Source organism: Streptomyces sp. NPDC052496, assembly GCF_040679095.1.
Taxonomy (GTDB): Bacteria; Actinomycetota; Actinomycetes; order Streptomycetales; family Streptomycetaceae; genus Streptomyces.
Map to the genome: position 1 here is coordinate 221,198 of NZ_JBFAUH010000001.1, position 12,337 is coordinate 233,534.

Annotated in this window: 12 protein-coding genes; 7 read left to right on the plus strand and 5 right to left on the minus strand. The window is 72.0% G+C overall.

The genetic code is table 11. The annotated features are described in order from the left end of the window. The first annotated feature begins 67 nt into the window (after window positions 1–67). The 3 genes from AB0L45_RS01120 to AB0L45_RS01130 all read left to right on the plus strand — a co-directional run bounded on the left by AB0L45_RS01120 (window position 68) and on the right by AB0L45_RS01130 (window position 2,329). A complete protein-coding gene (locus tag AB0L45_RS01120) occupies window positions 68–877 on the plus strand; it encodes a metal ABC transporter ATP-binding protein (protein WP_365834794.1) in 810 nt (269 codons plus the stop codon). Between the two features lie 16 nt (window positions 878–893). Continuing rightward, complete coding sequence (locus AB0L45_RS01125; protein WP_365834796.1) at window positions 894–1,802, plus strand: metal ABC transporter permease; 909 nt, start codon at window positions 894–896, stop codon at window positions 1,800–1,802. A 98-nt stretch (window positions 1,803–1,900) separates the two neighbouring features. Next, on the plus strand, window positions 1,901–2,329 hold the full coding sequence (locus AB0L45_RS01130) for a transcriptional repressor (protein WP_030021954.1): 429 nt from the start codon (window positions 1,901–1,903) through the stop codon (window positions 2,327–2,329). Between the two features lie 78 nt (window positions 2,330–2,407). Here the strand turns inward: AB0L45_RS01130 and AB0L45_RS01135 are convergent, their stop codons facing one another. The 4 genes from AB0L45_RS01135 to leuA form a co-directional block, all read right to left on the minus strand. Beyond that, window positions 2,408–3,223, minus strand: a complete 816-nt coding sequence (locus AB0L45_RS01135) for an isoprenyl transferase (protein WP_365834798.1) — start codon at window positions 3,221–3,223, stop codon at window positions 2,408–2,410. A 97-nt stretch (window positions 3,224–3,320) separates the two neighbouring features. Continuing rightward, window positions 3,321–4,067 (minus strand): DNA repair protein RecO, encoded by a 747-nt coding sequence (recO, locus tag AB0L45_RS01140; protein ID WP_365834800.1) that lies wholly within the window; start codon window positions 4,065–4,067, stop codon window positions 3,321–3,323. A 64-nt stretch (window positions 4,068–4,131) separates the two neighbouring features. Then, entirely contained in the window at window positions 4,132–4,857 is a 726-nt protein-coding gene (locus AB0L45_RS01145; RefSeq protein WP_365834803.1) for a TerB family tellurite resistance protein, read from the minus strand. A gap of 250 nt (window positions 4,858–5,107) precedes the next feature. Continuing rightward, window positions 5,108–6,895, minus strand: a complete 1,788-nt coding sequence (leuA, locus tag AB0L45_RS01150) for a 2-isopropylmalate synthase (protein WP_365834805.1) — start codon at window positions 6,893–6,895, stop codon at window positions 5,108–5,110. 303 nt (window positions 6,896–7,198) lie between these two features. On the opposite strand from leuA, the gene AB0L45_RS01155 reads away from it, so the two are divergent. From AB0L45_RS01155 to AB0L45_RS01170, 4 genes are all read left to right on the plus strand, one after another. After that, window positions 7,199–8,263 carry a M4 family metallopeptidase gene (locus AB0L45_RS01155; protein ID WP_365834807.1) on the plus strand — a complete coding sequence of 355 codons (1,065 nt, stop codon included), beginning with the start codon at window positions 7,199–7,201 and terminating at the stop codon, window positions 8,261–8,263. Window positions 8,264–8,324: 61 nt separating this feature from the next. After that, window positions 8,325–8,591 (plus strand): protealysin inhibitor emfourin, encoded by a 267-nt coding sequence (locus AB0L45_RS01160; RefSeq protein WP_365834809.1) that lies wholly within the window; start codon window positions 8,325–8,327, stop codon window positions 8,589–8,591. A gap of 75 nt (window positions 8,592–8,666) precedes the next feature. Beyond that, on the plus strand, window positions 8,667–10,058 hold the full coding sequence (locus AB0L45_RS01165; protein WP_365834811.1) for a GH1 family beta-glucosidase: 1,392 nt from the start codon (window positions 8,667–8,669) through the stop codon (window positions 10,056–10,058). Then, on the plus strand, window positions 10,055–11,314 hold the full coding sequence (locus tag AB0L45_RS01170; protein WP_365834813.1) for an MFS transporter: 1,260 nt from the start codon (window positions 10,055–10,057) through the stop codon (window positions 11,312–11,314). Before AB0L45_RS01165 ends, AB0L45_RS01170 begins: the two co-directional genes overlap by 4 nt. 16 nt (window positions 11,315–11,330) lie before the next feature. Here the strand turns inward: AB0L45_RS01170 and era are convergent, their stop codons facing one another. Continuing rightward, window positions 11,331–12,269 carry a GTPase Era gene (era, locus tag AB0L45_RS01175; RefSeq protein ID WP_365834815.1) on the minus strand — a complete coding sequence of 313 codons (939 nt, stop codon included), beginning with the start codon at window positions 12,267–12,269 and terminating at the stop codon, window positions 11,331–11,333. Window positions 12,270–12,337 lie beyond the last annotated feature (68 nt).

A 12,337-nucleotide genomic window follows, 5' to 3' on the forward strand; every position in this document is an offset into this window, starting at 1 on the left:
CCGGCCGGACGGCGCGGCCGGGTACCCGGCGGGACACATACGTACGGCACGACGGGAGGACCCGGCCATGAAGGACCAGGACACGGTCATATCGCTGCGCGGGGCGGGTGCGGCGCTCGGCGCACGCCCCGTCCTGCGCGGCGTCGACCTGACCGTACGGCGCGGCGAGGTGGTGGCCCTGCTCGGCGCCAACGGCTCCGGCAAGTCCACCGCCGTCCGCGCGGTGGTCGGCCAGGTGCCGCTGACCAGCGGCGAGCTGGAGCTGTTCGGCACCCCGCAGCGCCGCTTCCGGGACTGGGCGCGCATCGGGTACGTCCCGCAGCGCACCACGGCGGCGGGCGGCGTGCCCGCCACCGTGCGCGAGATCGTCTCCTCCGGCCGGCTGGCCCGTACGAAGCTGAAGTGGCCCGGCCGGGCCGACCGGGACGCCGTCCACCGGGCGCTGGACCTGGTGGGCATGGCGGACCGCGCCAAGGACTCCGTCGAGGCGCTCTCCGGCGGCCAGCACCAGCGGGTGCTGATCGCCCGCGCGCTGGTCGGCTCCCCCGAACTGCTGATCATGGACGAGCCGATGGCCGGCGTCGACCTGGCCAGCCAGGAGGTGCTGGCCGAGACGCTGCGGGGGCAGGTCGCGGCGGGCGCCACCGTGCTGCTCGTGCTGCACGAGCTGGGCCCGCTGGAGCCGCTGATCGACCGCGCGGTGGTGCTGCGCGACGGCTGTGTGGTGCAGGACGGGCCGCCGTCCGAGGCGGTGGCCAGCACTCCCCCAAGCTCTCAACTCTGTTCGAGCAGGGGGTACCCCCAGCCCGGCCACGACCACGTCCACCCGCACGCGGACCCGGCCGCCGAGCCGGTCCGTACCGGGCTGCTGACCTGAGACGGACTGACCTGACATGGATCTCCTGAACTACGCCTTCATGCAGCGCGCGCTGCTCGCCGCCCTCCTGGTCGGCATCACCGCGCCGGCCGTCGGCATCTACCTCGTCCAGCGCCGTCAGGCGATCATGGGTGACGGCATCGGCCATGTCGCGCTGACCGGTGTCGCGCTGGGCTTCCTGCTGCGCACCTCGCCCGTGTGGATGGCCGTGCTGGTCGCCGCGCTCGGCGCGATCGCGATGGAGCTGGTGCGCTCCAAGGGCCGTACGCGGGGGGACATCGCGCTGGCGATGCTCTTCTACGGCGGTATGGCCGGCGGTGTGCTGATCGTCAACCTGGCGCCCGGCGGTTCCACCGCCAACCTCACCAGTTACCTCTTCGGCTCGATCACCAGCGTCTCCGCCGAGGACGTCACGGTCACCTGTCTGCTGGCCGCCTTCGTGATGGCCGTCACGCTCGGACTGCGCCGGCAGCTGTTCGCCGTCTGCCAGGACGAGGAGTTCGCCCGGGTCATGGGCCTGCCCGTGCGGTGGCTGAACCTGCTGCTGGCCGTCACCGCCGCGCTCACCGTCACGGTCGCGATGCGCGCCGTCGGCCTGCTGCTCGTCAGCGCGCTGCTGGTGGTACCGGTGGCCGCCGCCCAACAGGCCACTCGCGGCTTCGCGATAACCCTCGCGCTGGCCGTCGCCATCGGTGTCGTCGTCACCCTCTCCGGTACGGTCTTCTCCTTCTACGTGGACGTGCCGCCCGGCGCGAGCATCGTGCTGCTGGCCATAGCGGTCTTCGCGCTGATGGCGGCGCTGGCCGCCCCGCTGGCCAGAAAGCGCGCGCGGGCCGCGGCCGAAGCCGCCCGGCAGTGCACTCTGGACGTGCCCGGCAGCCGCTCCCCCGGCGACGATGTCAGCGTGCAAGGGGCCAAGGGATAGGTACGTCGCGTAAGCGTTGCACCCGGGCTCCGGTCATCACCTGGCACAATGGCCGGACTGATGTGCAGGGGGACGTCCCGAGACCTAGGGAGGCAACGGTGGCGAGCGCTGGATCTCCGGTGCGCGGCCGGTCGACGCGGCAGCGGGCCGCCGTGGCAGCGGCACTGGACGAGGTGGACGAATTCCGCAGCGCGCAGGAACTGCACGACATGCTCAAGCACCGGGGGGACTCGGTCGGCCTGACCACCGTCTACCGGACGCTGCAGTCCCTCGCCGACGCGGGCGAGGTGGACGTGCTGCGCACCAACGAGGGCGAAGCCGTCTACCGGCGGTGCAGCACCGACGACCACCACCATCACCTGGTGTGCCGCAACTGCGGCAAGGCCGTCGAGGTGGAGGGCCCGGCCGTGGAGAAGTGGGCGGACCAGATCGCCGCCGAGCACGGCTTCCAGGACGTCGGGCACACCATCGAGATCTTCGGTACGTGCGGTGAGTGCGCGGCCAAGGCGGCCGCCGGCTCCGCCTGACGCGGAGCACCGACGGCAACGGCGCAACGACAGCGGCCGGACCCCTGACCAGGGGTCCGGCCGCTGTCCCGTACGGCCTTACTGCTGCGCGGTGCCCACCTCGGGGGCCGCGCCGAACCGGCGGTCCCGCTTGGCGTATTCGAGGCAGGCGTCCCACAGGTTCCGCCGGTCGAAATCCGGCCAGAGAATGTCCTGGAACACCATCTCGGCGTAGGCGCTCTGCCAGATCAGGTAGTTGGACGTGCGCTGCTCGCCCGAGGGCCGCACGAACAGGTCCACGTCCGGCATGTCCGGGTAGTACAGGTACTTGGCCACGGTCTTCTCGCTGACCTTCGCCGGGTCCAGCTTCCCGGCCCGCACATCGGCCGCGATGGCCGCCGCCGCGTCCGCGATCTCCGCCCGGCCGCCGTAGTTCACGCAGAAGTACAGCGTCATGGCGTCGTTGTCCTTGGTCTGCTCCTGGGCGACCTGGAGCTCCTGCACCACGGACTTCCACAGCTTCGGCATCCGGCCGACCCAGCGGATCCGGATACCCAGCGCGTCCATCTCGTCCCGGCGGCGGCGGATGACGTCCCGGTTGAAGTTCATCAGGAAGCGCACCTCTTCGGGCGAGCGCTTCCAGTTCTCGGTGGAGAAGGCGTACAGCGACAGGTTCTTGACGCCCATCTCGATGCAGCCCTTGAGCACGTCGAGGACGACACCCTCGCCGACCTTGTGGCCCTCGGTACGGGGCAGGCCGCGCTCCTTGGCCCAGCGGCCGTTGCCGTCCATGACGATCGCCACGTGGTTCGGGACGAGCTCGCCGGGGATCTTCGGCGGACGCGCGCCGGACGGGTGCGGCTCGGGCGTCTCGTAGTCGCGTCGGCCGCGCCCCAGGAATCCGCGTCGTGCCATCCGGTCCACATCTCCTATGCGTAGTGCGTGGTGCGGTCGTGTCCGAGCCGCCGCCCGCCTCCCGGGCCGGGGCTCGCCCCCGAACTGCTGAGCCTATCTACTTCTCGACGTACCGCAGGGAGCGCAGCCCGCGCTCCAGGTGCCAGTGCAGGTAGGCCGCGACGAGTCCGCTGCCCTCCCGGACGTGCCGGGGTTCGCACGCGTCCGCCGTCGCCCAGTCGCCGGACAGCAGCGCCGCCAGCAGCCCGATGGCCTCGGAGGAGGGTACGACGCTGCCGGGCACCCGGCAGTCGCCGCACACCACGCCGCCCGAGCCCACGGAGAAGAACCGGTTCGGTCCTGGCAGGCCGCACTTGGCGCAGCCGTCGAAGCTGGGGGCGTAGCCGTTGACCGCGAGCGAGCGCAGCAGGAAGGCGTCCAGCACCAGGTGCGGCTCGTGCTCGCCGCGCGCGAGCGTGCGCAGCCCGCCGACCAGCAGCAGGTACTGCTGCACGGCCGGCTCGCCCTCGTGGTCGGTGAACCGCTCGGCGGTCTCCAGCATGGCCGTACCGGCGGTGTAGCGGGCGTAGTCCGTGACGATGCCGCTGCCGTACGCGGCGATGGTCTCACTCTGCGTGCACATCGGCAGGCCGCGCCCGACCAGCTCGCTGCCGCGGGCGTAGAACTGCACGTCGACGTGGGAGAACGGCTCCAGCCGCGCGCCGAACTTGGACTTCGTACGGCGTACGCCCCGGGCCACGGCCCGGACCCGGCCGTGCCCGCGGGTGAGGAACGTGATGATCCGGTCCGCCTCGCCCAGCTTCTGGGTACGCAGCACCAGGCCGTCATCGCGGAACAGACTCATGCGGTCCATTCTCGCGCACCCGGCGGGAGGGGCCGCACCGGCGGCTCTGCGGGCCCCTACGGCCTCAGGACGGCGTACGGGCCGCCGCCAGCAGCCGGGCGGTGTCGTCCGGGCACAGCAGCAGGGCCGCGCCCACGGTGGTCAGGACCTCCCGCTCGGACGGCAGGTACGGGCCGTCGGCGAGGGCGATCCGCGCGCCCTGGAGGAGCAGCGACTCGCGGCCCGCCGGGGCGAGGTGCGGGGCCAGCGGCTCCAGCGCCTCGTGCAGTTCTATGGCCAGCGCCGTACCGCACGGGTCGAGGCCGCCGCCGGGACGGCCCGGGCTTCCGGAGGCGGCGCGGGACAGGGCGCCGTCGTGCGCGCCGGGCAGCCGGCCGGTGTCGGCGGCGAGCGCGGCGAGCAGGGTCAGCAGCTGGTCCTCCGTACAGTCCGCGAAGCCCGCCGCGCGCACCGTGCCGACCGCGGTGCTGCGCACCCCCGGCGAGGCCGTGCCGCCGGCGGCCAGCACGGCCAGCGTGACGGTGTGCACGGCGTCCCGGAGCATCGCCGAGAAGCGTGTCGTGGTGGGGTGGTCCAGCGCGTCCAGCGCGAAGTGGCCGCGGCAGGCGGAGCACTCGACGACCGGGCCCGCGGTGCCGCGCGGCAGCAGCGGCACACCGAGCACGGTGAGCCGGCGGCGGCCGGTCCGCCGGAGGTAGTTGCGGTCCCCGCCGCACTCGGGGCAGAAGAACTCGCCGTCGGCGACGGTGCGCCAGGACGTCCGCACACCCATCACAGCCAGCTTGTGCATCACGTCGACCCTCCGTAACGCTCCGGCATCTTTGCCGCGTTGACGTGATGTTAGCCACATCCGTGATGCGACGTCAGTAGTGCGGACCGGACAAGACGGCCGTTTAAACCGGTTGAACGCCCAAGCGCCCCCCGGCGCTCGCGGCGAGAATCGGGGGACGCTCCGTACGTCGCAGGTCACAGGCGGTGTGCGGCCCGGATGCCGGTCAGGCCCTGGGCCCGGGGGCACGGGCCGCACGACGGCCCGGTGATCAGCGGCTCGCGCGGTTGACCGCGGAGACGGCGGCCTTGATCGAGGCGCGCACGATGTTGCCGTCGATGCCGACGCCCCACAGCACCTTGTCGCCGATCGCGCACTCGATGTACGCGGCGGCCTGGGCGCCGACGCCCTCGCTCATCGTGTGCTCGACGTAGTCCAGCAGCCGTACGTCCACGTCGATGGCGTGCAGCGCGTCGAAGAACGCGGCCAGCGGACCGTTGCCGGTGCCGGTCAGGACCGTGTCGGCGCCGTCCACGACCGCCTCGACGGTCAGCGCGTCGGTGCCCTCGGTCGTCGTGGAGGTCTGCGCGCTGCGCAGCGCGATCCGGCCCCAGGCGTTCTCCGGGGTCGGCAGGTACTCGTCCTGGAAGACCGACCAGATCGCCTCCGGCGTGACCTCGCCGCCCTCGGCGTCGGTCTTCTCCTGGATGGTCTTGGAGAACTCGATCTGCATCCGGCGCGGCAGGTCCAGCTTGTGCTCGTTCTTCAGGACGTACGCGATGCCGCCCTTGCCGGACTGCGAGTTGACGCGGATCACGGCCTCGTAGGAGCGGCCGACGTCCTTGGGGTCGATGGGCAGGTACGGAACGGCCCACTCCAGGTCGTCCACGCTCCTGCCCTGCTCCGCGGCCTGGGCCTCCATGGCCTCGAAGCCCTTCTTGATGGCGTCCTGGTGGGAGCCGGAGAAGGCGGTGTAGACCAGATCGCCCGCGTACGGGTGGCGCGGGTGGATCTCCATCTGGTTGCAGTACTCGGCGGTCCGGCGGACCTCGTCGATCTGCGAGAAGTCGATCTGCGGGTCCACGCCCTGGCTGAACAGGTTCATGCCCAGGGTGACCAGGTCCACGTTGCCGGTGCGCTCGCCCTGGCCGAACAGGCAGCCCTCGATCCGGTCCGCGCCCGCCATGATCGCCAGCTCGGCGGCGGCGACCGCGGTGCCGCGGTCGTTGTGCGGGTGCACGGACAGGCAGATGTGCTCGCGCCGGGACAGGTGGCGCGACATCCACTCGAAGCGGTCGGCGTGGGTGGAGGGGGTGGAGCGCTCGACGGTGGCCGGCAGGTTCAGGATGATCTCGCGGCCCGCCTCGGGCTGCCAGACGTCCATCACGCCCTCGCAGACCTCCAGCGCGAAGTCCAGCTCGGTGTCGGTGAAGATCTCCGGGCTGTACTGGTAGCCGAAGACCGTCTCCGGGCCCAGGATCTTCTCGGCGTACTCCACGACCAGCCGCGTGCCGTCCACGGCGATCTGCTTGACCTGCTCGCGGGAGCCGCGGAAGACCACCCGGCGGAAGACCGGCGCGGTGGCGTTGTACAGGTGGACGGTGGCCCGGTGGGCGCCGCGCAGCGACTCCACGGTCCGCTCGATCAGCTCCTCGCGGGCCTGCGTCAGGACGGAGATCGTCACGTCCTCGGGGATCGCGCCCTCTTCGATGATCGACCGTACGAAGTCGAAGTCGGTGGCGCCGGACGAGGGGAAGCCGACCTCGATCTCCTTGTAGCCCATCTTGACCAGCAGGTCGAACATCTCGCGCTTGCGGGCCGGCGACATCGGGTCGATCAGCGCCTGGTTGCCGTCGCGCAGGTCGGTGGAGAGCCAGCGGGGGGCCTTGGTGATGCGGTTGTCCGGCCAGGTGCGGTCCGGGATGTCGACGGCCTCGTAGCCGCCGTAGCGGTGCACCGGCAGGCCGGAGGGCTTCTGGGTGTGGGTCGCGTTCGTGACGGGCGTGGGGCGGCCGACCGAGTTTTCAGCGATCTGAGCAGAAATCGACGGATTCGTCATGGTGGCGCGGGGCTCCTCGTATGTCCGCGGGGGGAGAGGCCGACGGGGCGAAAATCGCAGCACCGAATCCCGCGGGGAGGGGGTCGGCCCTATGACAACAGACCCTCGCCGCGGCAGCTAAGGAGAAGCAGCCCGTAACGCATGATGCACAGCACCCTAGCCGAGGCGACGCGGAATCGGCGGCCCCGTATCAGTATGCGGGACCGGGCGGATCCAACCCCTCAAACGCGATCAACCACACGATTTCAGGAATCATGGCGGCAGGGAGTGACACGCCCGTGACCCAGTGCCACATTGCCGTGCATGAACCCTGAAGCCACTGAGGCCCACCCGGTCTTCTGCACGATCGTGCCGCCCCACGTCCTCGACCACCTCTCGCGACTGGAGGACGCGGACCGCTCCGAGCGCGCCCTGCGCACCCTGGAGCACGACGCCCTGCAGCGCACCCGCCGCCGCATCACCACCGTCCGCGGCATGGCCGCGCCCACCGGCACCCCCTCGGACAAGCCGAACCGCACCATCTACGACGCGCGGCACCTGGAGACGCTGCCGGGCAAGAAGGTGCACTCCGAGGCCGACAAGCCCTCGAAGGACGCCTCCGTCAACCGCGCGCACGCGGGCCTCGGCGCGACCTTCGAGCTGTACCTGAAGGTGTACGGCCGGCACTCCATCGACGACTCCGGCCTGCCGCTGGACGCCACCGTCCACTACGGCGTGAAATACGACAACGCCTTCTGGGACGGCCGGCGGATGGTCTTCGGCGACGGCGACAACGACCTGTTCCTCGACTTCACCATCCCGGTCGACGTCATCGGCCACGAACTGACCCACGGCGTCACCCAGCACACCGCCAACCTGGACTACTACGGCCAGTCCGGCGCGCTCAACGAGTCCATGTCGGACGTCTTCGGCTCCCTGATCAAGCAGTACGCGCTCGGCCAGAACGCCTCCCAGGCCGACTGGCTGATCGGCGCCGGGCTGCTCGGCCCCAACGTCACCGGCGAGGCGCTGCGCTCGATGAAGGCCCCGGGCACCGCGTACGACGACGACGTGCTGGGCAAGGACCCGCAGCCCGCGACGATGGACAACTACGTCAAGACCTCCCGCGACAACGGCGGCGTGCACATCAACTCCGGCATCCCCAACCACGCCTTCTACCTGCTCGCCACGGACCTCGGCGGCAACGCGTGGGAGCGGGCCGGCCAGATCTGGTACGACACGCTGACCGGCGGCGAGCTCGACAAGGACGCCCAGTTCGCCGACTTCGCACGCCTGACCGTCGCCACCGCACGCACCAAGTACGGTGAGGGCGCGGAGTTGCAGTCGCTCCTGAAGGCCTGGTCGCAGGTGGGCGTCCCCACCGGCTGATCCGCCGCGGTCCGGCCCGTTCTGTCCGTTTCCCTGAGCTCCACTGGGTAGGAAGCCCGTCATGCGGATTCAAGTACGACGCACCGGCGGCTTCGCCGGCATCGAGCGCCACGCCGAGGTCGACACCTCGGGCCTGCCCGATGCCGCGGAATGGCACGCCCTGGCCGAGCGGGCAGCCGCGGCCGGCCGGGGCACGCCCCCGGTAGGCGTCCCCGACGGTTTCAGCTACCAGATCACCATCGACGGCGACACGGTCTACGCCTCCGACCCCCGCCTCACCGAGGAACAGCGCAAGCTGATCAGCAGAGTCCTCAAGGAGGGCAGCTGACCGGCACCTACCGGTAACTCCCGTACCGCGCGCGCCTCTTGACACCCGTACGCGGCGGTAAGCACGATCCGGCGCATGGACGCTTCGCGTGTGCCGGACGGGCTGCCGTCGTCTGCGCTGCCCCGCTTCCCCGCGGGGTTCGTGTGGGGAGTCTCGACGTCCGCCTACCAGATCGAGGGCGCGGTGGCCGAGGACGGCCGGGGACGGTCGGTGTGGGACGACTTCGCCGAGCGGCCCGGGCGGATCAAGGACGGGTCGGACGCGCGGGTGGCGACCGGCCACTACCACCGGTACCGGGAAGACGTGGCGCTGATCGGGGAACTGGGCGTCGGCGCCTACCGGTTCTCGGTGGCCTGGCCGCGGGTGATGCCGGACGGCGGACCACGGGTCAACCCGGCGGGGCTGGACTTCTACGACCGGCTGGTCGACGAGGTGTGCGCGGCGGGCGTACGGCCCGTGCCGACGCTCTTCCACTGGGACACGCCGCAAGCCGTCGAGGCCGGGGGCGGATGGCTGGCGCGGGACACGGCGAGCCGGTTCGCGGCGTACGCGGACGCGGTGGCGGCGCGGCTCGGGGACCGGGTGGACCGGTGGATCACGCTCAACGAGCCCGCCGAGCTGACGCTGCTGGGGTACGGGCTGGGGCAGCACGCGCCCGGGAAGCAGCTGGGATTCGCGGCGCTGCCGGTGGCGCACCACCTGCTGCTGGGGCACGGCCTGGCCGTGCAGGCGCTGCGGGCCCGGGGAGCGGGCGGGATCGGGATCGCCAATTCGCACGGGCCGACGTGGGCCGCGTCGGAGTCGGTCGCCGATCAGGAGGCGGCGGGGCTGTACGACCTGCTGCTGAACCGTTTGTTCGCGGAGCCGGTGCTGCTGGGGCGCTACCCGGAGGAGGTGCAGGCGGCGGGGCTGCTGTCCGGGGCCGGGCCGGTGGACGAGGACCTGCGGGTCATCGGTGAGCCGCTGGACTGGTACGGGGTGAACTACTACCAGCCGACGCGAGTGGGAGCGCCGCGGGCGGAGGACGCCGGGCCGGCCGACTTCGCCGGGATCGAGCTGCCGCCGGGGCTGCCCTTCGCGCCACGCCGGATCGAGGGCTACCCGTTCACGGACTTCGGCTGGCCCGTGGTGCCCGCGGCGCTGACCGAGCTGCTGACCGGGTTCCGCGACCGGTACGGCGACCGCCTGCCGCCCGTGGTCATCACCGAGAACGGCTGCTCCTACGAGGGCGTCGAGGACCGGGAGCGGATCACCTTCCTGGACGCGCACATCCGGGCCGTGCACGACGCGCTCACCGCCGGGGTGGATGTGCGCGGCTACTTCGTCTGGTCGCTGCTGGACAACTTCGAGTGGGCGGAAGGCTACGCCCGCAGGTTCGGGCTGGTGCACGTCGATTACGGGACGCTGGCGCGGACGCCGAAGGCCTCGTACCGCTGGCTGCGGGACGCGCTGCGGGCCCAGCGGTGACCGGCGCGGGGGCCACGGGCACGCCCGGGGCCCTCGCCGAGCCCGCCGGGCGGGTGGGCCGCGGCTGGACCGCCGCGCTGGCGCTGGCCAACGGGGCGGTCTGGGTCGGCTGGTACGGCCCGATCCAGGTCCTGCTGGCCCTCCAGGCGGCCGAGCTGGCGCCGCCGGGCACGTCGAAGGAGTCGGTGCTGGCCTGGGTCACCGGACTGGGCGCCGCGGTCTCGCTCGTCGCCAACCCGGTCTTCGGGGCGCTGTCGGACCGTACGGCCTCGCGGTTCGGACGCCGTACGCCGTGGATCGTGGCCGGGGCCCTCGGCGGGGCCGCGGCACTGTGCCTGCTGGCGGCCGCCCGGACCGTCGCCGTGATGGCGGCCGGGTGGTGCCTGGTGCAGCTCACGCTCAACGCCGCGTTCGCGGCGGTCACCGCCGCCGTACCGGACCGGGTGCCGCACCTCCAGCGCGGCGCGGTGGGCGGCTGGCTGGGCGCGGCGCAGATCCTGGGCGTGGTGGCCGGTACGGGGCTGGCGTCGGCCGCCGGCGGCATCGCGGCGGGGTACGTGGCCTGCGCCGCGTTCACGGTGCTGGCGACGCTCCCGTACGTACTGCGCTACCAGGATCTGCGGATCGGGCCCGGCGACCGGCCGCCGTTCGCGTGGCGGCCCTTTGTCGCCGGGTTCTGGATCCGGCCGCGCCGCCACCCCGACCTCGCCTGGGCCTGGCTGACCCGCTTCCTGGTCAACCTGGGCAACGCGCTCGCGCTGCTGTACCTGCTGTACTACCTGCGCGACGCGCTGCACCGGCCCCGCCCCGAGGACGGCGTGCTGATCCTGACCGCCGTCAACGCGGTGACGCTGCTCGCCACCGTCGTCGCCGGCGGGATCTGGTCGGACCGTACGGGCCGCCGCAAACCGTTCGTGCTCGGGGCCGGCGTGCTCATGGCGGCGGCCACCGCGCTGCTCGCCGGGTGGCAGACCTGGACCGGCGCGCTGGTCGCCGCGGCGCTGCTGGGCGTCGGCTTCGGCGTCTTCACCTCGGTGGACTTCGCGCTGATGACGGACGTGCTGCCGGCCGCCGGCCATCGGGGCCGGGACCTCGGCGTCATCAACATCGCCAACTCGCTGCCGCAGGTCGCCGCCCCCGCGCTGGCCGCGCCGATCGTGACGTACCTGGGCGGCTACCGGGTGCTGTACCTGGTCGCGGCGGCCACCGGGCTGGCGGGGGCGCTGCTGGTGCGGCGGATCCGCGGGGTGGCGTGAGCCCGCCCCGCGGGTCTCAGAAGCCGAGCTTGCGGAGCTGCTTCGGGTCGCGCTGCCAGTCCTTGGCGACCTTCACGTGCAGGTCGAGGAAGACCGGCGTGCCGAGCAGCGCCTCGATGTGCTTACGGGACTTCACGCCGACCTCCTTGAGCCGCTTGCCCTTGGGGCCGATGATGATGCCCTTCTGGCTGGGCCGCTCGATGTAGACGTTGGCGTGGATGTCCAGCAGCGGCTTGTCCGCCGGGCGGTCCTCGCGCGGCAGCATCTCCTCGACCACGACGGCGATGGAGTGCGGCAGCTCGTCCCGTACGCCTTCGAGCGCCGCCTCGCGGATCAGCTCGGCGACCATGACCTGCTCGGGCTCGTCGGTGAGGTCACCCTCGGGGTAGAGCGGGGGGCTCTCGGGGAGCATCGGGACGAGCAGGTCGGCGACGAGCTGCACTTGCTTGTCGCCGACCGCGGAGACCGGAATGATCTCCGCCCACTCGATGCCCAGCTCCCGGCCGAGCTGGTCGACGGCGAGCAGCTGTTCGGCGAGCTGCTTGGAGTCCACCAGGTCGGTCTTGGTGACGATGGCGATCTTCGGGGTCTTCTTGATGCCGGCCAGCTCACCCGCGATGAAGCGGTCGCCGGGGCCCAGCTTCTGGTCGGCGGGCAGGCAGAAGCCGATCACATCGACCTCGGCCCAGGTGGTGCGTACGACGTCGTTGAGCCGCTCGCCGAGCAGGGTGCGCGGCTTGTGCAGGCCCGGGGTGTCGACCAGGACGAGCTGGGCGTCCGGGCGGTGCACGATGCCGCGCACGGTGTGCCGGGTGGTCTGCGGGCGGTTGGAGGTGATCGCGACCTTGGTGCCGACCAGAGCGTTCGTGAGGGTCGACTTGCCCGCGTTCGGGCGGCCGACGAAGCACGCGAAGCCGGCGCGGTGCTGGGCGGAGGACTCTGTACGAACGCTCATGGCGCCCATTGTCCCCGATCGGCGGGGGCGCGCCGACCACCGGCCCGGCCACGGCCGTACGGACCGGG

What these genes read in the sequence shown, in the direction of transcription:
- recO (WP_365834800.1), bottom strand. Translation starts at nt 4,067, where the DNA reads ATGAGTCTGTTCCGCGATGACGGCCTGGTGCTGCGTACCCAGAAGCTG.
- AB0L45_RS01160 (WP_365834809.1), top strand. Translation starts at nt 8,325, where the DNA reads ATGCGGATTCAAGTACGACGCACCGGCGGCTTCGCCGGCATCGAGCGC.
- leuA (WP_365834805.1), bottom strand. Translation starts at nt 6,895, where the DNA reads ATGACGAATCCGTCGATTTCTGCTCAGATCGCTGAAAACTCGGTCGGC.
- AB0L45_RS01155 (WP_365834807.1), top strand. Translation starts at nt 7,199, where the DNA reads ATGAACCCTGAAGCCACTGAGGCCCACCCGGTCTTCTGCACGATCGTG.
- AB0L45_RS01145 (WP_365834803.1), bottom strand. Translation starts at nt 4,857, where the DNA reads ATGCACAAGCTGGCTGTGATGGGTGTGCGGACGTCCTGGCGCACCGTC.
- era (WP_365834815.1), bottom strand. Translation starts at nt 12,269, where the DNA reads ATGAGCGTTCGTACAGAGTCCTCCGCCCAGCACCGCGCCGGCTTCGCG.
- AB0L45_RS01125 (WP_365834796.1), top strand. Translation starts at nt 894, where the DNA reads ATGGATCTCCTGAACTACGCCTTCATGCAGCGCGCGCTGCTCGCCGCC.
- AB0L45_RS01165 (WP_365834811.1), top strand. Translation starts at nt 8,667, where the DNA reads ATGGACGCTTCGCGTGTGCCGGACGGGCTGCCGTCGTCTGCGCTGCCC.
- AB0L45_RS01120 (WP_365834794.1), top strand. Translation starts at nt 68, where the DNA reads ATGAAGGACCAGGACACGGTCATATCGCTGCGCGGGGCGGGTGCGGCG.
- AB0L45_RS01135 (WP_365834798.1), bottom strand. Translation starts at nt 3,223, where the DNA reads ATGGCACGACGCGGATTCCTGGGGCGCGGCCGACGCGACTACGAGACG.